Source organism: Campylobacter sp. 2018MI10 (assembly GCF_018501175.1).
GTDB lineage: Bacteria > Campylobacterota > Campylobacteria > Campylobacterales > Campylobacteraceae > Campylobacter_E.
This window is the reverse complement of sequence record NZ_JAHCZD010000009.1, coordinates 23,862-44,981: the sequence shown is the minus strand read 5'-3', so window position 1 is coordinate 44,981 and position 21,120 is coordinate 23,862. Positions and strand designations below refer to the sequence as shown.

The 21,120-nt window shown below is 26.4% G+C and carries 21 protein-coding genes and 1 pseudogene; 16 read left to right on the top strand and 6 right to left on the bottom strand.

Translation table 11 applies throughout. The features are described from left to right. Positions 1-147: 147 nt before the first annotated feature. The 5 genes and pseudogenes from KJR01_RS05515 to KJR01_RS10460 all read left to right on the top strand — a co-directional run. The gene (locus tag KJR01_RS05515) at positions 148-1,131 is read left to right on the top strand and encodes a DNA cytosine methyltransferase (protein WP_214117664.1); all 984 of its coding nucleotides are present in this window, start codon (positions 148-150) and stop codon (positions 1,129-1,131) included. Then, the gene (locus tag KJR01_RS05510) at positions 1,131-2,075 is read left to right on the top strand and encodes a HaeIII family restriction endonuclease (protein ID WP_214117663.1); all 945 of its coding nucleotides are present in this window, start codon (positions 1,131-1,133) and stop codon (positions 2,073-2,075) included. Before KJR01_RS05515 ends, KJR01_RS05510 begins: the two co-directional genes overlap by 1 nt. Further along, positions 2,068-2,838 carry a DUF6414 family protein gene (locus KJR01_RS05505; RefSeq protein ID WP_214117662.1) on the top strand — a complete coding sequence of 257 codons (771 nt, stop codon included), beginning with the start codon at positions 2,068-2,070 and terminating at the stop codon, positions 2,836-2,838. The genes KJR01_RS05510 and KJR01_RS05505 overlap by 8 nt, the downstream gene beginning before the upstream one ends. Then, positions 2,831-3,901 (top strand): AAA family ATPase, encoded by a 1,071-nt coding sequence (locus KJR01_RS05500; RefSeq protein WP_214117661.1) that lies wholly within the window; start codon positions 2,831-2,833, stop codon positions 3,899-3,901. The genes KJR01_RS05505 and KJR01_RS05500 overlap by 8 nt, the downstream gene beginning before the upstream one ends. Before the next feature lie 142 nt (positions 3,902-4,043). Next, a pseudogene (locus KJR01_RS10460) lies at positions 4,044-4,340 on the top strand (LlaJI family restriction endonuclease); the annotation flags it as partial. A 32-nt stretch (positions 4,341-4,372) separates the two neighbouring features. Here the strand turns inward: KJR01_RS10460 and KJR01_RS05490 are convergent. Beyond that, positions 4,373-5,245 (bottom strand): WYL domain-containing protein, encoded by an 873-nt coding sequence (locus KJR01_RS05490; RefSeq protein ID WP_214117660.1) that lies wholly within the window; start codon positions 5,243-5,245, stop codon positions 4,373-4,375. A 115-nt stretch (positions 5,246-5,360) separates the two neighbouring features. Between KJR01_RS05490 and KJR01_RS05485 the strand changes: the two genes are divergently transcribed. The 7 genes from KJR01_RS05485 to KJR01_RS05455 all read left to right on the top strand — a co-directional run bounded on the left by KJR01_RS05485 (position 5,361) and on the right by KJR01_RS05455 (position 13,987). Further along, complete coding sequence (locus KJR01_RS05485; RefSeq protein ID WP_214117659.1) at positions 5,361-5,879, top strand: hypothetical protein; 519 nt, start codon at positions 5,361-5,363, stop codon at positions 5,877-5,879. A gap of 55 nt (positions 5,880-5,934) precedes the next feature. Further along, a complete protein-coding gene (locus KJR01_RS05480) occupies positions 5,935-6,600 on the top strand; it encodes a hypothetical protein (RefSeq protein ID WP_214117658.1) in 666 nt (221 codons plus the stop codon). Between the two features lie 11 nt (positions 6,601-6,611). After that, the gene (locus KJR01_RS05475; RefSeq protein WP_214117657.1) at positions 6,612-6,812 is read left to right on the top strand and encodes a hypothetical protein; all 201 of its coding nucleotides are present in this window, start codon (positions 6,612-6,614) and stop codon (positions 6,810-6,812) included. A gap of 9 nt (positions 6,813-6,821) precedes the next feature. Further along, positions 6,822-7,982 (top strand): BspA family leucine-rich repeat surface protein, encoded by a 1,161-nt coding sequence (locus KJR01_RS05470; RefSeq protein ID WP_214117656.1) that lies wholly within the window; start codon positions 6,822-6,824, stop codon positions 7,980-7,982. A 211-nt stretch (positions 7,983-8,193) separates the two neighbouring features. Beyond that, complete coding sequence (locus KJR01_RS05465) at positions 8,194-8,643, top strand: hypothetical protein (RefSeq protein ID WP_214117655.1); 450 nt, start codon at positions 8,194-8,196, stop codon at positions 8,641-8,643. Positions 8,644-8,714: 71 nt separating this feature from the next. Continuing rightward, positions 8,715-12,053, top strand: coding sequence for a DEAD/DEAH box helicase family protein (locus KJR01_RS05460; RefSeq protein ID WP_214117654.1), 3,339 nt, complete (start codon positions 8,715-8,717; stop codon positions 12,051-12,053). Next, positions 12,050-13,987, top strand: coding sequence for a hypothetical protein (locus KJR01_RS05455; RefSeq protein ID WP_214117653.1), 1,938 nt, complete (start codon positions 12,050-12,052; stop codon positions 13,985-13,987). Before KJR01_RS05460 ends, KJR01_RS05455 begins: the two co-directional genes overlap by 4 nt. Before the next feature lie 576 nt (positions 13,988-14,563). Here the strand turns inward: KJR01_RS05455 and KJR01_RS05450 are convergent. Together KJR01_RS05450 and KJR01_RS05445 are read right to left on the bottom strand one after the other, a co-directional pair. Beyond that, the gene (locus KJR01_RS05450; RefSeq protein WP_214117652.1) at positions 14,564-14,929 is read right to left on the bottom strand and encodes a hypothetical protein; all 366 of its coding nucleotides are present in this window, start codon (positions 14,927-14,929) and stop codon (positions 14,564-14,566) included. A gap of 6 nt (positions 14,930-14,935) precedes the next feature. Next, positions 14,936-15,277 carry a hypothetical protein gene (locus tag KJR01_RS05445; RefSeq protein ID WP_214117651.1) on the bottom strand — a complete coding sequence of 114 codons (342 nt, stop codon included), beginning with the start codon at positions 15,275-15,277 and terminating at the stop codon, positions 14,936-14,938. 121 nt (positions 15,278-15,398) lie between these two features. Here KJR01_RS05445 and KJR01_RS05440 point away from each other — a divergent pair, with 121 nt between their 5' ends. Further along, the gene (locus tag KJR01_RS05440) at positions 15,399-15,674 is read left to right on the top strand and encodes a helix-turn-helix domain-containing protein (RefSeq protein WP_214117650.1); all 276 of its coding nucleotides are present in this window, start codon (positions 15,399-15,401) and stop codon (positions 15,672-15,674) included. Further along, positions 15,646-16,548, top strand: a complete 903-nt coding sequence (locus KJR01_RS05435; protein ID WP_214117649.1) for a hypothetical protein — start codon at positions 15,646-15,648, stop codon at positions 16,546-16,548. Before KJR01_RS05440 ends, KJR01_RS05435 begins: the two co-directional genes overlap by 29 nt. Positions 16,549-16,561: 13 nt before the next feature. Here the strand turns inward: KJR01_RS05435 and KJR01_RS05430 are convergent, their stop codons facing one another. The 3 genes from KJR01_RS05430 to hemB are packed head-to-tail and all read right to left on the bottom strand — an operon-like array spanning position 16,562 to position 19,933. Beyond that, positions 16,562-17,602 carry a quinone-dependent dihydroorotate dehydrogenase gene (locus tag KJR01_RS05430; RefSeq protein WP_214117648.1) on the bottom strand — a complete coding sequence of 347 codons (1,041 nt, stop codon included), beginning with the start codon at positions 17,600-17,602 and terminating at the stop codon, positions 16,562-16,564. A 10-nt stretch (positions 17,603-17,612) separates the two neighbouring features. After that, positions 17,613-18,956, bottom strand: coding sequence for an oxygen-independent coproporphyrinogen III oxidase (hemN, locus tag KJR01_RS05425; RefSeq protein WP_214117647.1), 1,344 nt, complete (start codon positions 18,954-18,956; stop codon positions 17,613-17,615). A 2-nt stretch (positions 18,957-18,958) separates the two neighbouring features. Then, positions 18,959-19,933, bottom strand: a complete 975-nt coding sequence (gene hemB / locus KJR01_RS05420; RefSeq protein WP_214117646.1) for a porphobilinogen synthase — start codon at positions 19,931-19,933, stop codon at positions 18,959-18,961. A 56-nt stretch (positions 19,934-19,989) separates the two neighbouring features. Here hemB and ribA point away from each other — a divergent pair, with 56 nt between their 5' ends. Continuing rightward, complete coding sequence (ribA, locus tag KJR01_RS05415) at positions 19,990-20,553, top strand: GTP cyclohydrolase II (protein WP_214117645.1); 564 nt, start codon at positions 19,990-19,992, stop codon at positions 20,551-20,553. Beyond that, positions 20,546-21,103 (top strand): 16S rRNA (guanine(527)-N(7))-methyltransferase RsmG, encoded by a 558-nt coding sequence (gene rsmG / locus KJR01_RS05410; protein WP_214117644.1) that lies wholly within the window; start codon positions 20,546-20,548, stop codon positions 21,101-21,103. Before ribA ends, rsmG begins: the two co-directional genes overlap by 8 nt. The last annotated feature ends 17 nt before the right edge of the window (positions 21,104-21,120 follow it).

Sequence of the window (21,120 nt, the reverse complement as noted above, 5' to 3'; positions counted from 1 at the left end):
GTAAAATTATTATGAATAAAATTATAAATTTTTATATAAATAACATTATAATAAAAATCAATTTATAAATTATAATTTGACACTTAAATGCGACTTACCATTTATATTGAGAATGAATTAATGTAATTAAAATATGAAAGGATTAAAATGGATGTAATTAGCCTTTTTTCAGGTGCTGGTGGGCTTGATTTGGGGTTTTTAAAAGCTGGATTTGAGATACTTGTAGCCAATGAATATGATAAAAGTATATGGGAAACATATGAGAAAAATCATAAAGCAAAGCTTATAAAAAAAGATATTAAAGATTTAAAAATTAATGAACTTCCAAAGTGTGATGGCATTATTGGTGGCCCTCCATGCCAATCTTGGAGTGAAGCAGGAGCATTAAAGGGCATAAATGATCCTAGAGGACAGCTTTTTTATGAATATATTAGAATTTTAAAAGCTTTAAGCCCTAAATTTTTTTTAGTTGAAAATGTAAAAGGCATGATGTCAAAAAGACATAGCGAAGCTGTGAAGAATATAATTTCTGAATTTGAAAACGCTGGTTATGATGTATTTGTAAATGTTGTAAATGCAAGTGATTATGGTGTAGCTCAAGATAGGTTGAGGGTTTTTTATGTAGGCTTTAGGAAAGATTTAAAATTAAAATTTATTCCTCCAAAACCATATGAGAATAAAATAACTTTTAAAGATGTTATATATGATTTAAAAGATAGTGCAATTGCCGCATTAGATAAAAATAAAACCAATGGAAACAATTGTATAATAAGCAATCATGAGTATTTTGTAGGTTCTTACTCATCTATTTTTATGAGCAGAAATAGGGTTCGCTCCTGGAACGAGTCAGCATTTACCGTTCAAGCTTCTGGAAGACAAGCTCAATTACACCCACAAGCTCCGAAAATGCCAAAAGTGGATAAAAATAAACATGTCTTCAAAGAAGGTTTTGAGAGTTTATATAGAAGACTTAGCGTTAGAGAGTGTGCTAGAGTTCAAGGTTTTGATGATAATTTTAAATTTTATTATAATAAGCTTGAAGATGGTTATAAAATGATAGGTAATGCTGTTCCGATTAATTTAGCTTATGAAATGGCAAAAGCAATCAATAGTTCACTAAAAGGGATTTAATGAGTAATAAAAGTAATAATCAAGGAAGAGCTTATGAATTTGCTTATTTAATTAATTTAGAGTATGAAATAAGCAAGTATAGAAAAGTAAAAGTGCTTGAAAATAGCAGTTATGATGCAGCTAAAAAAGCTTGGGATAGTTTGAATGATATCAAAAGAGGTATTTATGAAACAAGTGCCTTAGCTGGAATAGGTAAAATTTTTGAATTAGAACCATTGATTTTAGAAAATAGTGATAGTGAAGTGGAGCTTTCAATTCAATCAGATGATAAAGGTAAAAATGCTGATGTAAGAGATATTTTAATAAAAAGAAATGATATTAGTTGGGAAATTGGACTTAGCATTAAGCACAATCATTTTGCTGTAAAACATTCAAGATTATCAAAAAAATTAGACTTTGGTCAAAAATGGTATGGGTTTAAATGTTCTGATAATTACTGGAGTAAGATTAAACCAATTTTTGATTTTTTAGATAATAGCAAAGGCTTAAAATGGAGTGAATTACATAATAAAGAAGACAATGTGTATATTCCATTATTAAATGCTTTTAGAAACGAGATATTACAACAATACGCTTTAAATCAAGAAAAAGTTGCAAAATCTATGGTGGAATATTTATTGGGTGAATTTGATTTTTATAAATTAATAAGCATTGATAAAAAACAAATAACTCAAATACAAGCCTATAATATGCACGGAGACTTAGGCATGAAAAGTCAATTTGAAATTCCTTTGGTGTGTTTGCCAAATCAAATAATTTATTTAGATTTTAAAAAAGATAGTAAAAATACATTAGAGCTTTATTTAAATAATGGGTGGCAATTTTCATTTAGAATTCACAATGCCTCAACAATGGTTGAAAGTAGCTTAAAGTTTGATGTTCAAATTATAGGAATGCCAGTGAGTGTTCTTACAATAAATTGTATTTGGAGCAATAATGGATAATAATTCTACTTTAGAATATAAAGATAAATATATTAAAATAGTTTATTTTGATTTAGATTCTGCGTTAGATATGGTAAATATTTTTAACGAGGGTCAAAAGACAACAACTACAACAAAAACAGAAAATAATACTAAGAAAGGTTCATTTTTTGCACATCTCAAAATTCCTGTAAGTATTTTTGGTGTAGGGGGCAATTCTGAGATCTTAAAAAACATTGAAGAAATAAAGCAAGGGTATACTACCAATTTACCAATAACTGATTTTTTACATTTTTTTGAAAAGCATAAAAATGAAGTTAAGATTAATGAGTTTAATAATATTGAAGTTTATTTTTATGAAAATTCAATCACCTACGTTAAAACTGTTAGTCCATTTTTAAATATGATTGATGGAAAATTTGCAACCAATGATTTAGATATAAATATCTCTAAAATAGATCAAGCTTTGAAGGAAGGAAAAGGGTATTATGAGTGTTTATTTAAAAATAATGGTATTGAAAGTATTTTAAGGTTTAATTTAAATGCATTTAAAAATGGATATGCTATAACTGACTTAAAGCTTATGAGATTAAGTTATATTGCTGTTAAAGTTGGGAAAATACATAAGAATCAACTGGATTTAGATAATTTTATTAAACCTGTAGACAAAAAAGATTTTTCACAATCATTGCTTGAAGATAGTTGCGACAATAACGGCTTTAATGATGCAAAGCAAGAGCTAGATGTATATGATGTATTGCTAGCTGGAGTGAAAAATGTGTAAGTTTAATGTTTATTATGGACCTGAAAATTATTTTCAAGATGAAGTTAAAAAAATAAATAATCCATACACGCTTGAGCAGTATTTCATTGATTTTCCAACTGATTTAATAACCACACATAAAAAAGAAGTTGATTGTATGATTATAAAAAATAATCACTATTCTAGATTAAGCGATAGTGGTTTCAATAACTTGATGGAAATTATTTTATCTAAAGTAGAGCCAAAAGAAATATATTTTCATAATCCACCAAAGAATATACTAAATCAATTTAAATTATCTGCAAATATTAATTATTATAATTACAAAGAAATAAATGATGAATTTGTTAAAAATATTTATGACTCATTTGACAAGGTTATTATTGGTCAAAAATTAGCGAAATTAAAAATACTCTCTGCTTTATACAATATGGTACACTATAATAATCAAGATAAACCTTATGTTGTTGTTTTATATGGTCCTCCTGGTGTTGGTAAAACCGAAACTGTAAAGATGCTAAGTGAAAAACTTGGTGAAAAATTATTTAGAAAGCAATTTTCAATGTTTCAGTCTAGCTCATTTCATGAATATATTTTTGGTGGAGAGCATCAAAAACCATCTTTAGCACAAGAGTTATTGGCTAGAACAAGTAATATTATTTTATTTGATGAATTTGATAAAGTTCATGGTAATTATTATAATGCTTTTTACCAACTGTTTGATGAGGGAATTTTAGAAGATAAATATTATTGTGTGAAATTGAAAAAATCTTTGATAATATGTACTACAAATTGTTTAAACAAAGAAGAGATTGAAGAAAAATTGGGAGAGCCAATTTTTAGCAGAGTTAATATGTGCATTGAATATTTTTCAATCAGTAAGCAAAATTTAGAAGTTATTATCAATAAACAAATAGACGAATGTTTTAGTAAAATACTTGAGGATGATAAAAAATTTATTACTAAAGAAAAAGTTAAAGAGGAAGTATATAAATATATTGGAGCATCAAGCAATATAAGAGAAGTTAGAAATTTAGTTAATGAAATTATATTTACAAGCATTGTATATAAAAAATATTATTAATTAAAAGATATATACTATTAATTTTATTGGTTGTGTATTAGGTTTGATAGTAGTATTAATGGGTGAATTTAATATTAAATAAAAAAAGTTAATTTGTTAAAATTAAAATGGTATATGAGTGGAATAGTGTGAAAAAGACGCTTTAGAGCTTGATATTATTATTGAAAATAAAGATGAAAATACTATAGAAATATATGATGCTAAATATTATGATATAAAGTTTGATGGTAAAACAATATATAAAAATCCTGGCATAGGAGATGCGATAAAGCAGTTTTGTTATCAGCTATCTTATGAAAAAACTTATAAAGTTATTAAAAATATATTTGTGTTTTCAAGTGATACTGAAAATAACCAAAATGAAGGCTTTATAGAATTTGAGATATTCGAAGGTAAAAAAAATACATTTTTCATATTTTTACGACCAAAAAGCATTTGAAAGATATTTAAAATCATAAACAAACGAAATTCCTATTTTAAATTCCTTAGTTCGTTTAGGTTGTTTTGGATGTTTGTGTAGATGTTTTGGGCTAATTCGCTATCATTTTTTATGCTAATTAGTGGTAGCCAAGAAGCGATGAAACTTTCAAGTTCAACCGAGCTTGGTGAGTAGAAAAACTCAATTTCTATCCCGTTATCATCTTCGCTTAAAAACTTAAAATTATAACTTTTTGGATTTTCACGTTTAAAAAAACTCGCTGCTTCATTTTTAAGGTATAAAATTACGCTTTTTTTACCTTCAGCATAGCCAAAAGCATTTCCACTTTTTGTGTTTTTAAATCCGCCATTTTTTACATACTCCAAAGCCATTATATCTTTCATAGAATTAAGAGCAAATGTTCTATGCTCTCCTGTGTTTTCGCCGTTTTTTTTGTCGTAAGTGATATAAAGATAGCGTTTAGAATTAGATACCTTTAACTGGTTTGCTTGAATAATTTTTCTCTCGTTTTTATACTCACAACTTATCAAAATGTTATGATTTATTGCGTGATTTAGCATGATAATTTTTTGGTTTAGATTTGATAGTTTTGAAGTATCAATTAGCTTTTCTTGTGAGCAAAAATACTCGTTAAAAAGCCATTTAAATTCGCTTTCAAGGTTTGCGTTTTCAAGCTCAGCAAATATATGCTTAAAAACAACTTTTGGGCTTATGTATTTTGGGAGCAAGTCAGTGAAAATATATCCTTCAAGCCTTTTGCTATACCTTAAAATCAGGCTTAGATTTTTTGCTCTATTTTCAATGGTTTTTGTGCTTACATTTAAAGCTTTTGCAAGCTCATCCTTAGATGAAATTTTTTCATAAATTAAATCAATTAGCATTAAATCTTTATCATTAACCTTCATTTTGCTATCCTAAAAAGAAATATTTATAATTATTTTTCTATTTATATCATAAAAATGTTAAAATTTGCTTTTTAAAATAAAAATTATTATAATTATTCAAAAATAAAGGTTGGTGATGCTAGAAATACTAAATGATTTAAAACCATTTTTGCCAAGTAAAAAAGAACAAGCAAAAATAATTGCAAAGCTTAAAAAAGAAACAAAGTCAAAACAAGAAAATAAATATCATGAATGTATTTTAATATCACTTGATGCAAGAATGAAATCAAATAGTGCTAAATACACATACGAAAATAAATCAAAAAAATATCTAAATGAAAGAGATTTTATAAAAAAGTATTATAAAAATATAAAATTTAATATTTTTTGTTCTAATAGTACTTATAAGCAATTTAGAAAAACAAAAAATCAAAATTTATTTTTAATAGATAGTAAAAAAGACATTGTTTCACAAGTTGCTCGAAAAATGGATACTAATAAAAAATATTTATTTGTCTTAAATAATCAAAAAACATCTAAAATGATAGAATTTTTAAATCTTTCTAAGCTTTATGATATTGATTTTTTAGAGTTTAAAAAGAATAAATCAGAAATAAAGGTAGATAAACTTCAAGGATTATTTAGGATTATTTGAAAGTAGCTTTAGTAATATTGCATTTGCTTTAAGAGGGTTTTCAAACACTCTTAAAATGCCGTATTTATCTACAAATGAACCTTTATATATGCAACTTAGAGAATTTGCTAGGATTTTACAATTTGCAAAATATAAAGAAATTTTTATTTTATATGAAAAAATAAAAATAAATATAGAAAATTTAAAAAAAGATAGTATTTTTTATCCTTTTAGACAAGAAATATTAGGTATTTTTAATTTTTTTAGAATAGATGAGATAAAAATTAATGTTGAAGATGATAAAAATTTATCGGTTTTTAATAATTATTTAATTTTATCAAAGCTTTTTTGTGAAAAAGAATACTATATAAACTCAGCGATAGCTTTAAAAGATGGCATAGATGTGGGTATTTATAGGTATTTTGTAGGAGATTTTGGTGTTCATCTTGTAAGAGAAAATAAATTTGGATTTTTTTGGAATGAGATTTTTAAAACGGAAGGTTTAAATGAATATATTAAAAAATACTTAAAAATGATTTTTATTTTAAGATGTAAAGTATCAAATATTAGAAATAATTTTGTGCATTTAGAAAATAAAAAAGATAATCAAAATTTAATTAAAGAGCTTAAAGAAATTATTGAAAATATAGAGCAGATTTTTAATCCATCAGCTTTAAATAAGCTTGAGACATTTAAAAAACAAATCGCAAAGAAAATTAGACAAAAATTACAATCAAATTAGAAAGGATTATTATGAAAAAATCAAAGTATATTTTAGAAGTTTTGGTGGTGGTGGCGATGAGTGTCTATTTTGTGCTAGAGCTTATTTTAAAGGGTTTTGCTGATGTAGAATATCCTACGCTTATTACGGCAGTTTTACTAGGTACTACATTTTATGAAAGCTATAAAAAAGACAAGCTTATCGCAAAGCTTCAAGTAAAGAATTTAAAATAGGAATTTCGTATGTTTAAACCTACTACAAAAGAAAAATTAAAAGAGATTTTGAACACTCAAAAAATCAAACTTTATGAGATAGATACTAGTCTTATAACTGATATGAGTTATCTTTTTGATGGTGTTTTTTGGTGGGATTTTGAAGGTATTAATACTTGGGATACAAGCAATGTAACTGATATGAGTTATATGTTTAAAGATAGTGAGAGAATAGGTGTAAAACTTAGTTTTGATACCTCAAGTGTTACAAATATGCAAGGTATGTTTGAAGGATGCAAGGGGCTTTATTACACCCCTTGCTTTAACACAAGCAAAGTAACAAATATGCGAAGAATGTTTGCAGGGTGTATGGGTTTATCAAGCGAAGCAATAGATTTTGATACCAAAAATGTAACTGATATGAGTGAGATGTTTTATGGGTGCTATGATTTTAACGCACCTGTTTATTTTAATACAAGCAGTGTGGTTAATATGAGCAAGATGTTTTATCTTTGCTATAACTTTAATCAAAAAATTGAGTTTAACACTCAAAATGTAACCGATATGAGTGAAATGTTTATGGCTTGTACAGAGCTTGATAAAAGCATTATATTTAGTGATACTAGCAAAGTTACTGATATGAGCTATATGTTTAGTGAATGTCAAGAATTTAATCAAGAGCTTGATTTTGATACAAGTAGCGTAACTAATGTGAATGGAATGTTTTGTGAATGTTTTAGTTTTAATTCTAGGCTTAATTTTAAGACTAAAAATGTAAAAGATTTTAGCAATATGTTTTATAAATGTTGGGAATTTAATCAGCCTTTAGATTTTGATACCTCAAGTGCTATTAGTATGAGCGGAATGTTTTTTGAGTGTGATAATTTTAACCAAGAGCTTGATTTTGATACAGGCAATGTGACTGATATGAGTGCTATGTTTTATGATTGTTATAGTTTAAATAAAAAGATATTGTTTGATACTAAAAACGTAAAAACTATGAGAAATATGTTTATAGATTGTAGAAGTTTTAATCAAAAGCTTAGTTTTAATACTAAAAATGTTGAAGATTTTTCAGGAATGTTTAGTGGGTGCAAGAGTTTAAATCAAATTTTTGATTTTGATATGAGTAGTGCGAAAAAAATAGATGGAATGTTTTTTGGTAGCAATGGAAAATTAGCCAATAATTAGACTAAAAAGGATGGTTATGGAGTTGGTAAATTCAACGCTTAATTTAGTTATAAGTTTGGGGATTTTAGTAAGTGTGATAAGACTAAATAAAAGGCTTGATAAAGAAAAGTAATAAGTTTCGTTTGTTTGGACAAATAAGTGGTATTTTGAATTTATTTTGTGTGTTTTAATAAACAAAATTAATGCAAAATCAATTCCATAAAGGATAAGAATGAAAGAAGAGAAAGGGCTTTATACGATTGAAGAAGTGATGAAAAAGCTTGATGAACCGATTGGTTTTAAGAATGGTTTGAAGTTGTATTTATACAAAAAGCCTATGGGGTTTATTAGATACATTTGGTTTGATTTTGGTTATGGGATAAAGAATTTATTTAGATTTTTTAAGGTTATTTGGCAGTGGAGACACTGGGACGCTCATTATGAGCTAATGGTTTTAAAAAAGATTTTAGAAGTTAAACACCAGCTTTGGCTTGATGATGTAAAGCATCAGCCTTACGAGGGGCAAAATGATGATATAAGAGCAATTAAGGATATGATAGAGACTTTAGATAAGCTAAAAGCATGTTGTGAAGGAGAAAATTTAAATGACTTAGAAGAGCTAAAGTACAAAGAAAAATTCATCAAAATCTATCAAGAAAAAGGCATAAATTTGTGGAATTAGTTTTGCAAATTTCATATGTTTGTAGGTTTTGGTAAGCTGTATAGCAATTAAATTAAATAAAAGGAGAGATAATGGAATTGTTTAATTTACAAAGCAATGGTTTAAAGCTTATAAATCTTCCAACTGGTTTTGGAAAAACTCATATGATGCTTGAGTATATTATAAACCACTTAGAAAATAATAAGCTAGAAAGGGTGTTTGTAGTTGCAAATCAACATAAATTATTAGATTATGAAAAGTTTATAAATATGCTTAAAGAAAGGGGTTTGGAAAAATATATCAGTAAATGTGATAAATACAAAAGTATGCAAGAGCATTTGTATGATTTTATAAAAAGTGATAAATATTATGATTTTATAAATAGTGATGATTGTAAAACTATTAAAAAAGAACTTGAAAGAGCTAAAAAAGATTTTGAGACTAATTATAATTTAGAAAAAGAAGCGTCAAAACATGAAAAAAAATTTAGAAAATTAATTAAAAATTTAGATAAAAAAACTATCTATCAAATCTATCCCCAAGTTGATTTTTTAAATAAAAAGGTGGTATTTTTAACCATACATAAGTTTTTATCTCCGTTTGATTTAGTAAAAAATCAAGTAATTTTTAAAGATGATAAACCCTATGAAATTAAAACATTAAATTTAATTGATAATTTACAAGATGATATTGTTTTTATAGATGAATTTGATAAAAGCAAGGAAACTATTTTTGATTATTTGCTTAATTTACAAGATGGTAGAGAGTGTATAATTGAGCTTTTTAGGGTTATTTTTAGTGGGATTTTACAGAGTGAAAAACGCTTAGAAACATTTTTGAAAAACAAATTAGAATTAAAACAAATTATAAATAGTTTGAATAATTTTGAAAAAATAAAAGAACTAGGTAGTGAAATATACAAAAAATTTAACTTAGAATATCCTTATAAGACTATAGATGTTGAAGAAAACAATAATTTCATCATCCAATCAAATAGAACTTATATAAGCGTTTTAGGTAATGGAAAATCTCATATTATTTTAGATTTTAACGAAGAGCGAAATCAGGTAGATATAAAAACAGTAAATAAAGATGAGAGCAAAAGCACCAAATATAATATATTTGAGCTTATTAGGAGTATTAATAAGTTTTTAAGGCAGGTTGGATTTTATCTAGAAAACACAGCCGCTATGATAGAAAAACATGCAAAAGATATACAAAATGATGAAAGTAGAATAATCTATGATAAATCAAATTATAAATATAGCCTAGCTCATGAGCTTATGATTTTAAACGAGCATTTAAAGCATTTAGAAGCTACTACTATAAATTATAAAAAGAATAAAAAGATAATAGGCGACATTAGTTATTATTCGCATGGGCTTAGTTATTTTCACTTAAAAGATAGTGATAATCATCTAGGTAGTACCCATATTGACTTTTTTACAAGCTATTCAAACCCAGAAAAGATTTTGCTAGAGTTATGTAGTAGAGCTAAAGTTTATGGTATATCAGCAACAGCTACTATCAAAAGTGTTTATAGTAACTATAACCTAAGCTATCTTAGAAAAATGCTTGATGAAAATTACATTGAGCCTGATGATGATGAGATAGTGCAAATCCAAGATATGTTAGATGAAAAAAGAGAAATTTATAATGATATAAATATAAATATCAAAGCTATTGATAACTACAAATGTAATCTTATTGAAGAAAAAATAGGTGAAGATTATTTTACGTCGAATGATAATTTTGCAAAAAATAGATTGCTAGAGCTATTTAGCGTGATAGATGATTTTAGTACTCATGAAAGTTCTCAAACTTTATTGATTTTAAACAGAGCAAATTCTAGTAAAAGCAAAGATGGTGAGTATTCACAAGATAAAATATCAGAGATAATGAAAATATTTTATAAGAATATAGAATGTATTTTTGTGGATAGTAAAAATTACGATAATTTATCAGGCGATTTAGCTAAAGCATTAGATAAAAATAAAAAAGCAGTAGTAATTTCATCTTATGCAAGTATAGGTGCAGGTGTTAATCTTCAGTATGATAAGGCTTTTTATGAGGGTGATTTACTAAGTTATAAAACTCTTGATTATATTGATAATAAAAAAGATTTTGATGAGATATTTTTAGGAGATTTGACCTATAATAAGCCAGTTTTAAACGATGATACTACAAACAACGAGCGTTTAAAGTATCTTTATTTGTTACAAGAGTTTTATTATCTTGGCTTATTGGCTCAAAAAGATTTTAAAAATAATGCAAAGGCTATTTTTAGGTCAAATGGATATAGCTTTATGTGTTTTAAAAACCAAAAGCATTTTGATTTGGCTATGGCAAGTCAGATAATCCAGGCGATAGGAAGAATCACAAGAACAAATAATAAAAATAAAAATATCTATATTTATTATTCTTTAAATTTAATAGATAGATTTAATGATATTGTATTTGCTAATGAAATCTCTGAATACGAATTTTTGCCACTAGAAGCTCAAAAACTATTTGATGATTTGCAAGAAAAAATAAAAACACCAAAACCTGTGCAAAACGATATGATGATAAATAAGGCAAATTATGTAAGCGATCAAGGGCATAAATATATAAAAGGACTTTTAGCTAGAAATTGGAGTGATGATGATATAGCTTTATGGAAACAATTGCGAGAAGTAGTTTTAAGATATCCAACAATCACCAAAAGAAAATTAAAAGAACTAGAAAAACCAGTTAGGCAAATTATTAAAGAATTTTATTTTTTGCATAATAAAGAGCATTATTTTTATACAAATGAAGGGGATTTTAAAGAAGTTAACATTTATTTTGATGAGCCAAATGCACCTTGCTATCAGGTAAGCCAAAGCAATGCAAAGCTTGATATTTTACTTAAAAATCCTTTGATTAGTAAATTCTTTGAAGATAATGAGTTTGCTACAAGTTTTAAGTGTTGTGATTTTAAAAACGAAGATGAATTTTATATTCTAAGTCCAGTATTGTTTCAAAACATTTATAAAGGTTCATTAGGCGAGTTTGTTGGTAAATGTATTTTAGATGATTATTTTAATGATTTTTGTAGCGAGTTTAGTTTGGGTGAGCTTGATAGTGAGCATTATGAATTTTTTGATTTTGTTTTAGAAAAAAATAGCGAAAAACTACCTGTTTATATAGATTTTAAACATTGGAAATTATCTTATAAATCAGATGAATATTTGATAGTTGATGAGATAAAAGCTAAAATGAAATCACTTGATGCTAAGGTACTTTTTATTATTAATCTTTTGGCTGGTTATGATGAGTTTAGTATAAGAGAAATTAATGAAGATGGCTTAAAAATGGTTATTTTGCCATATTTAATAGATGAAAATAACTCGCAAATAAATAACAAAGCTTTGGAAGTATTTTTTGAAAATATAAAGGATTTTAAATGAAAATGAGCTTTACAAATAAAATCAAGTATAATTTTTATAAAGTAGATAAAATCAATGTTGATTTTGATTTTTATAAATTTGAAAATACCAAAGGATATTTTGATAGTAACTTTTTAAAGAAAAACAAAAAAGTAGATATTTTAAGCGTTGTTTATACTTATGGTAGAACTTGGTATATGATGGTTAGAAAAGATACTAATATACTAGAGATTCAAAATAATTTAGATAAAGATATAAAATGTGAAAAAATTCTTTATGAACAACTACCTTACGAAAATATCAAATATCAAATACTTTTAAATTACATTCCAAAAATTAGTAAAAACAGTGATGTTTCAAACGCTCTTGGAAAGCTTTATTATTTTATAAAAGAAGATGGTAAGCATATAAGATTAATAAATTTTGAAATAAATTATCAAAAGATATTAATTTTTAAAATAACTACTTTTTATCCTATGAATAAGGATTACGAAAAAGCAAAATCCATAATATTTTTTCATCACATTACAAAAAAGGTTTTAGATAAAGATGGTGATGGTATGCGTAAATATAGTGAAAAATCATTTAAAAACGCTAGTGTTAATTTTTTATCAATTGAAAACCTAGAAAAGTTTAAAAAATCTAAGTGTTATTATATAAAAAGGCTATTTGATGACATTAAAAAGTATTTAGGGGATTATTTAGATTTTGAGTTTTTGCCTTATTTAAACGAACAAAATAAGAATTTGGATAAGGAATTTAATGATTATGAAAAGATAAAAAATTATAAGCATAAAAACGAGAGTGTAAAAGAGCTATTTAAGGGCTATAAACTAATAATTAATAACCTAGAAGATGAAGCAGGAAAGCCGTTAGAATTTAAACTAAAAGAAAGCTTATCAAGTCTTTTTAATCCTAATGCTAACAAGATTTTAAACTTAAATATTGTTTATTCTAAGGATTATTATAAAGATAATGATTTGCAAGATAAGTATAAAGCTAGTGTAAATACTCAGCATATTTGTATAGATGAAATTTCAATAAATAATCAACAAGAGTATGATAAAACCTTAGATAAAATCACTCAAGAGCTATTAATAAGAAAGGATTTGGTAGAAAAAAGGATTAGCCTAATTAATTACAAAGAAGAGCAAAATATAGAGATAATTTACATTTATAAACAAGATAAAAAATACGAGTTTTTTTCTATGTATATTTATAAAAATGCCAAATTTGATTTTTTAGCTACTGATAGTTATACCAAAGATGTTTTAATTGATTTTATAAATCAAAAAATAAAATACCCAGATGAGCCAAAATTAGCCATAAAAATCGGCAATAAACTAAGTCTTATTAGTAGAACCGAGTTAAAGATTTTACCTGATGTAAGAAGTATTTATGAAAAATTAGAAGAAGATGCAAGATATGTAAGCAAAATACAGCTTGAAAGAGTTTTTCATGAACTAGAAGAGAAAGAAAAGCTTTTAGACTGGTTAGAAGATCAAAAATATGAAATATCTATAAAAGACATTAGAAAAGGTATCAAAAAGACTTTAGGTTTAACTCATAAACACAATTCCAAAGAGTATAAAAATATAGAAGAAGTTTTTGCTAAGTATGATATAGCGTTAGAGCCACATTTAAGAGATAATTCAAGCAAGGATTTTTATAACGGACATAACCATTTTTTTACTTTTATGCTTGATGATATTTTGTATTATAGTGTAGGCAATAGTGTTAATTTAGACTCAACTTTTAGCAATGCTGCAAATTGTTATAGATTAGATGGGATTTATTTTGATGGTAGTTTGCTTGGGGCTTTAGAGCCGATTGATATTGATATGATAGCTAAAATGTGTAGTATAAACTATGTAAAAAGCAATCAAAATAGTGTTTTACCTTGGGCTAACAAATACATAAAAGAATATCTTAAATCAATTAGCTTGTTTAAATAATTTGTGTTTATATTTTAAAAAATTTAGATAAATAAACAAAAATAATATATTTTTAAAATTTATAATACAAATCTAGTTTTGGGGTTATTTAGTTTATAGTAAGAATTGATGAGGTTTTGAAGTTTAAAGAATTTGTATAGAAGATTGGCTAAAAACATAAAAGAGCTTTGAATGGTGATTTAGTGTAATTTATGAAAAGTATCTTAGAATTTGATTTAAATTCGTTAAAAAGCTCAAATTGTAGTTAAAAAATAATCGTAAGTGCAGTCAATAAGATAATGCTATTTGATAATTGTTATAAAAAATATTTCTAATAAATTTAGCTAGATTTTTATAACAATGAAATGATTAAAACCTTTAATAATAAAAGATAAATATTCAATAGCTACAACACAACATAGATTTATTAATGCTTACTTATTAATTATGTTCTAAAAATGAAAAATATATTTGTGGACTAGTAGTAAGAAGTTATTTTTTAATAATTGTTTTAGTAAAAAATCTGTATTAAAATACTTGTATGGATACCATTTATCAATACTATAAAATATAAAATTTGGCTTTAAAAGCCAAATTTTAGTTTTGATTTTTGCTGTGGTAATAATATAAATATATTAATCCAATAGGAGCAATAACAATAGACAATCCCCAACACAAAAGCATTATCCAAATTTTAATAAACCAATATATTAAAAATAATTTGCCTTGAAAGAAAAATACATTATTTCCCATAATAAAATTCACAATACTTTCATAAACAAACCTTGAATATGGATAAAGTAAAGCATTAATAATACCAACAAAAATAGGAGCAACTATATTACCGACTAAGTTAGCGAATAACATAAAAAATAAAACAGATATTACAATGCCAAAAAATAAATGTCTAAAATAATAACTAGGATTAAGTCCTTTAAATGCTTTATTAAAAAAATCTTTCATAATTTTTTACCTTAATAATGGATTATTGCTTTTTGTTTTAGCTTTTAGTTTTTTAATTACTATGCCTTTTTTGTTGATACAAAAAACATTAGAATCATTTATATTTGGGCTAAAAGAACTAATCTTAACGAAATCATAATGCCACATTTCACATTCACTAGAAGAACTAATTCTGCTAGGTGCTCCGAATTTCTCTTCCAAATCACTTTTACTAGATTTATTAACCACAATGCTATCAAGCTCATCTTGGGTAATCTTAGTGCCTTCAGTATAGGTTGTGAAATTATCAATAGCCGCACAAGAGCTAAAAGCTAATGCAACTAATGAAAACAAAAATAATTTTTTCATTTTTTCTCCTTAAATAAATTTAAAAGCAAATTTATCATAAATAAATTAATTTATCCTATAGGATATAGATTTTAAATTTTTATATCGTTTAAATTATTAGATTTTACCTATAGGATAATGTATGAAAAACACTGAAGAAATAGAAGAATTTTATAAATTAGTATCAAGTAATGTTAAAAAATTTAGAACCGAAAAAAACATAAGCCAACTAGATTTGGCCCTAAGTATAGGCATAAAATCAATAGCCTTTTATTCAAATTGCGAAAACAACAAAAACGGCAAACATTTTAACCTAGAGCATATTTATAATATTAGCAAGGTTTTAGGCGTTGATATTTGCGAGTTGTTAATGGGGGGGGGTATACAAAATGAATTGCATAAAAGAAGCTTTGATTAATGTAGCTAATTTTGATTTAAGAGCTACTATGAGTAGGCGTTCGTATGCCTTTATGGTTTTTATTTTTCCGATTTTAGCTTTTGGCTTGTTTTATTGTTTGATAGAGTTTTCAAGATTTGTGCGTTTAGTTTTAGCTAATAATGTAGATTTTACTTTTATTAAAAATGATTTTATGAGTTATTCTCAAATTGTTTTTCAGGGTTTATATGCTAATTTTTATCTTGCTATTGATTTTATACTAATTCTTAGCACTTTACAAAGGCTTAATTCAATCACAAAAAATAAAATAATCAAAACTATCATTGTAATAATAGCGTTTTATCTTATTGATTATTATTTAGTATGCTTTCATTGGCTTAGGGTTTATTTAGAAGATAATTTTATGCTTTCAATTGATTATAAAGCCATTGGTTTTATTATTTTTTTCATACTTGCACTGATTTTATCAATGATAAAAGAAAGGCATTTTAATGAGATTACTCCAAAACGCTCTTTAGCTTATTTTTTAACTTTAGATTTTAGCTCAATTGCTAGCAAGACTAATTTGATAATACCTTTTAGTTTTTATCTTGGTATTACTATTGTTTTAACTATTTTTATCGTTGGAATAGTGTTTATAATGGCATTAACTGAACTTAGCATAATAATAATGCCTATTATTTATATTGATATATTTTATTTATTAAATCACTATAAATCCAACATTAGAGCAATTATAAAAATAATCACTTTAATATCTTTTATAGCTTTTTATATTCAAATTATTTGCTTTGATAGAAGCGGTATTTTTTATGAATATATGAATAGATTATTTTTATTTTCATTTATTTTAGTCTATATTCTAGCAATGCGAAAGATCAAGAATTTGAAATAGGAATTTCAAATTCTTATAATTCTACGCCGATGGCTTGATTAATCGAGCTTAAGCCGTCGTTTTCTATTAATTTTGTAAGCTCATCATTTATATTTCTAGCAATTCTAGGTCCAACGAAAATCATAGATGAAAGCACTTGAACTAAACTAGCACCCCATTTTATACGCTCATAAGCTTGAGCCGCGTCAAATACCCCGCCACTACTAATAATTATGCCTTTTTTATGCACGCTTGGTGCGATTGCTTTTAGCATATTTAAAGACTTTTCGGCTAATACTTTACCACTTAGACCACCTGCCTTAGTTAAATCAGGCTTTTTGCTAAGTGAATAATCTTGCGTAGTATTGCTTAAAATCACTCCGCAAGCATTAGCATTTAAAGCTGTTAGACTTAATTCAGTAGCCAAGCCAAAATCCATATCAGGAGCAAATTTTATAAATTTTGGCACATCATTAATAGCATTTAGTCTAGTAAAAATTTCTTCAATAAATTTAGCATTTTGTAAATCTCTTAGATTTGGAGTATTAGGCGAACTTATATTAATTACAAAAGCGTCTGCATAAGGCTTTAGCTCACGAACTAAAATCTCATAATCATTTATCGCTTCTTCATTAGGTGTAACTTTATTTTTACCTATATTTATAAAAATCGGAGGTAGTTTTGAGAAATTCTCACGCATTAAATTTGCTTTTGCAACTTCTACGCCGTCATTATTAAACCCCATTGCATTGCGAATGCTAAGCTCATCTACTAATCTTTCAATTCTTGGGCGAGGATTACCTGGCTGAGCCTTAGGAGTGATTGCTCCGACTTCAATGAAACCAAAGCCAAGATTTGCTAAAGGAGCTACTACTTCAGCATTTTTATCAAATCCTGCTGCAAGTCCAATAGGATTAGAAAATTTCATATTGATTAATTCATTTTCTAAATTCTTATAAGTTTTTTTATAATCAACTACTTTTAAAAATCTTTGAGTTTTAAGAGCTTTGATTACTAAATGGTGCATATCTTCAGGGTCAAACTTAAATATAACTTTTTTTGCTAATTCATACATTTACTTACCTTTATAATGTTTTTGAAAAGGTCTTTTCACCTTTATTTTTCATATAAGCATCAAATCCCATACAAATATTACGGATTAATAATGTGCCTGTTTCATTTACTCTTATTTCATCATCGCTAATTTGTAAAAATTCAGCATAAGTTTTTAAATACTCTTTTGCGTCGTTAAAATAATCCCAAAATACTATTTTAAATTCTTTTTCAATTTCTTTAATATTAAGACTAAAATTAGCCATTAAACTCATTATTACAGCTTTTCTAATTAAATCATCATTATTAAGTTTAATTCCCCTATGAAATGGTAATTTGCCATTATCAATAGCTGCTTCATAAAGGTTTAAATCTTTATAGTTTTGTGCGTAATAATTAAGTCCTTCTCCAATACTAGTAAGCCCAACGCCAACCAAAATAGCTCCACCTTTTGTAGTATATCCTTGAAAATTCCTATGAAGTGTACCATTTTCTAAAGCCTTAAATAATTCATCATTTGGTTTAGCAAAATGATCCATTCCTATCATTTTATAACCATTTTCGCCTAAAAATTTCGCAGTATGTTTTAGAATTTCTAACTTAGTTTTAGCTTCAGGAATAGTGCTTTCATCAAATTTTCTCATATTCTTTTTAATCCAAGGCACATGAGCGTAATTAAACACAGCAAGTCTATCAGGATTTATTTTTAAAATTGTCTCAAGCGTTTTGCTAAATGAGTTTAAATCCTGATAAGGAAGTCCGTAAATTAAATCAGTATTTATGCTTTTTACCCCATTTGCTCTTGCTAGTTTTACTGCATTTTCTGTAATTTCGTAAGGTTGAATTCTATGAATTTCTTTTTGCACTTTAGGGTCAAAATCTTGCACACCAAAGCTAATTCTATTTATGCCGTATTTTGCAAATACACTCATTTGTTCAACATTTAAAAATCTAGGGTCAATCTCGCAAGAAAGCTCGCTATCAGGTAAAAACTCAAATATTTCATTAATTTTTTTAAGCAAGATTTCAAGTTGAGTTGCACTAAAAAATGTAGGCGTTCCACCGCCAAAGTGCATTTGAATAGCTTTTTTTATCTTAAGATGAGTTTTTAAAATATCAAGCTCTCTTAAAATATAATCTAAATACCTTTCTTTTTTATCTTCATTAGCTGTATAAATTACATTACAGCCACAAAAATAACAAGCCGAACGACAAAACGGCAAGTGAAAATAAAGCGATAAAGGCTTATTCTCGTTACTTTCTAAATCTTTTATAAAATCATCATATTTATAATCTTCGCCAAACTCAATAGCTGTTGGATATGAAGTATATCTTGGGCCACTTGTTTGATATTTTGCTAATACACTAAAATCCATTTTTATCCCCTTAACATTTCGGCTAATTCTTTAGCGTGATAAGTGATTATTAGTTTTGCACCCGCTCTTTTAAAACTAATCATAGTTTCCATTAAGATTTTTGGATAATCTACAAGCCCAGCTATTCCAGCGTTTTTAAGCATTGAATACTCCCCGCTTACATTATAAACGCATAGTGGAAGTAGTGAGTTTTGGCTAATTTCTTTAACTACATCTAAATATGCTAAAGCAGGTTTTACCATCAATATATCAGCACCTTGTTTTTCATCTTCTAAGCTCTCATTTAAAGCTTCTTTTCCGTTTGCATAATCCATTTGATAAGCTTTTCTATCGCCTTTTTTAGGAGCTGAATTAGCCACATCACGGAAAGGTCCATAGTATGCACTTGCGAATTTGGTTGAATAAGCCATAATAGGTAAAGTATCAAAGCCATTTTCATCTAAAGTAGTTCTTAAAGTTTTTATTATTCCATCCATCATTCCACTAGGTGCAATCATATCAACTCCAGCTCTAGCCATTACTAAAGCTTGTTTGCTAGAATTTAAAAGCGTAATTTCATTATTTAAATACCCATCTTCATCTAATACTCCGCAATGTCCGTGGTCTGTGTATTCACAAAAGCATAAATCAGCAATTAAATATAAGCTATCACCAAAACGCTCTTTAATAGCTCTAATAGCACGAGCTATAAGCCCATTATCGCTCATTGCATCACTTCCGCAACTATCTTTTGCGCTTTCATCTAATACGCCAAATAATAAAATACTTTTAATTCCAAGCTTTAAACATTCATTACATTCTGCTAGTAATTCATCAAATCCTAATTGATAAACTCCTGGCATTGATTTAATCTCAATTTTTGCACTTTTTTTATCTACTACAAATAAAGGGTAAATCAAATCGTTTAAGCTAAGTTGGTTTTCCTTTACTAAATCCCTAATTATAGGGCTTTTTCTAAGTCGTCTAAATTTACGCACACTAAACTCCTTTTTTTGTATAATTAAGGCTAATTAAATCAAAAAAGAGTTAAACAATGTTAGTTGAAATTTCAAAACAAGCAAATTTACCTACAAGATTTGGAAATTTTGTTATCCAATCTTTTAAAGAAAACGAAAAAGAGCATTTAGTAATTATGAAAGGCGAAATTAGTGATGAGATTAATGTTCGCATACATTCTGAATGCCTTACAGGTGATGCTTTAGGTTCGCTTAAATGCGATTGTAGAGACCAATTAAAAGCATCTTTAAGATATATTGAAGCAAATGGCGGAATGGTTATTTATCTTCGTCAAGAAGGTCGTGGAATAGGTCTATTTAATAAAGTAAATGCTTATAATTTACAAGATAATGGATTTGATACACTTGAAGCGAATTTAAAACTAGGCTTTAAAGATGATGAAAGAGATTATAAAATAGTTGATTTTATACTTGAATATTACAAAATTAAAAGCGTAAGATTGCTTACAAATAATCCTTTAAAATTAAAAGCTATTAGTAAAGATGTAAAACGCATACCATTAATAATGCAAAGTAATGAATACAATAAACAATATTTAAAAGTTAAATCTTGCAAAATGGGGCATATGCTAAATGAATAATGAATTTTTAGCTTTTATAAATTCATATGAAGATGAATTAAAAAAATACAATAAAGTTCATAATATTACAAGATTAAAAGATATAAAAGCAGCAGCACTTGATAGTATTGAAATACTTAATTTCGTAGAATTTAAATCAGGAATTAATATAGCAGATATTGGCTCAGGTGCTGGTTTTCCTGCTATATTTTTAGCTTTTTTAAAAAGAGATTGTAATTTTTATTTGTATGAGCCAAGTTATAAAAAATCAGCATTTTTATCGCTAATTAAAGCTAAGTTTAATTTAGATAATGTGTTTATTAAACCTATAAAAGTTGAATGTGAAAAAGACTTAAAATGCGATTTGATAACTTCAAGAGCTTTTGCAAAAACAGAACTAATTGTTACTTTATGTAATGATATAACCAATGATAATACGAAATTTATTTTATACAAAGGCTCATTCGTAAAAGATGAGCTAGATTGCTTAAATGAATATAAATTACACGAGAGAAATAATAGAATTTTTTTAGAATTTTATAAAAAAGATTTCAAAATTATTACAAATTAAGCTTAGTTTATTTTTTT

Bases quoted from the DNA above. Each gene is read 5' to 3' on its own strand.
- KJR01_RS05515 (WP_214117664.1), top strand. From the start codon at position 148: ATGGATGTAATTAGCCTTTTTTCAGGTGCTGGTGGGCTTGATTTGGGG.
- KJR01_RS05510 (WP_214117663.1), top strand. From the start codon at position 1,131: ATGAGTAATAAAAGTAATAATCAAGGAAGAGCTTATGAATTTGCTTAT.
- KJR01_RS05505 (WP_214117662.1), top strand. From the start codon at position 2,068: ATGGATAATAATTCTACTTTAGAATATAAAGATAAATATATTAAAATA.
- KJR01_RS05500 (WP_214117661.1), top strand. From the start codon at position 2,831: ATGTGTAAGTTTAATGTTTATTATGGACCTGAAAATTATTTTCAAGAT.
- KJR01_RS05490 (WP_214117660.1), bottom strand. From the start codon at position 5,245: ATGAAGGTTAATGATAAAGATTTAATGCTAATTGATTTAATTTATGAA.
- KJR01_RS05485 (WP_214117659.1), top strand. From the start codon at position 5,361: ATGCTAGAAATACTAAATGATTTAAAACCATTTTTGCCAAGTAAAAAA.
- KJR01_RS05480 (WP_214117658.1), top strand. From the start codon at position 5,935: ATGCCGTATTTATCTACAAATGAACCTTTATATATGCAACTTAGAGAA.
- KJR01_RS05475 (WP_214117657.1), top strand. From the start codon at position 6,612: ATGAAAAAATCAAAGTATATTTTAGAAGTTTTGGTGGTGGTGGCGATG.
- KJR01_RS05470 (WP_214117656.1), top strand. From the start codon at position 6,822: ATGTTTAAACCTACTACAAAAGAAAAATTAAAAGAGATTTTGAACACT.
- KJR01_RS05465 (WP_214117655.1), top strand. From the start codon at position 8,194: ATGAAAGAAGAGAAAGGGCTTTATACGATTGAAGAAGTGATGAAAAAG.
- KJR01_RS05460 (WP_214117654.1), top strand. From the start codon at position 8,715: ATGGAATTGTTTAATTTACAAAGCAATGGTTTAAAGCTTATAAATCTT.
- KJR01_RS05455 (WP_214117653.1), top strand. From the start codon at position 12,050: ATGAAAATGAGCTTTACAAATAAAATCAAGTATAATTTTTATAAAGTA.
- KJR01_RS05450 (WP_214117652.1), bottom strand. From the start codon at position 14,929: ATGAAAGATTTTTTTAATAAAGCATTTAAAGGACTTAATCCTAGTTAT.
- KJR01_RS05445 (WP_214117651.1), bottom strand. From the start codon at position 15,277: ATGAAAAAATTATTTTTGTTTTCATTAGTTGCATTAGCTTTTAGCTCT.
- KJR01_RS05440 (WP_214117650.1), top strand. From the start codon at position 15,399: ATGAAAAACACTGAAGAAATAGAAGAATTTTATAAATTAGTATCAAGT.
- KJR01_RS05435 (WP_214117649.1), top strand. From the start codon at position 15,646: ATGAATTGCATAAAAGAAGCTTTGATTAATGTAGCTAATTTTGATTTA.
- KJR01_RS05430 (WP_214117648.1), bottom strand. From the start codon at position 17,602: ATGTATGAATTAGCAAAAAAAGTTATATTTAAGTTTGACCCTGAAGAT.
- hemN (WP_214117647.1), bottom strand. From the start codon at position 18,956: ATGGATTTTAGTGTATTAGCAAAATATCAAACAAGTGGCCCAAGATAT.
- ribA (WP_214117645.1), top strand. From the start codon at position 19,990: ATGTTAGTTGAAATTTCAAAACAAGCAAATTTACCTACAAGATTTGGA.
- rsmG (WP_214117644.1), top strand. From the start codon at position 20,546: ATGAATAATGAATTTTTAGCTTTTATAAATTCATATGAAGATGAATTA.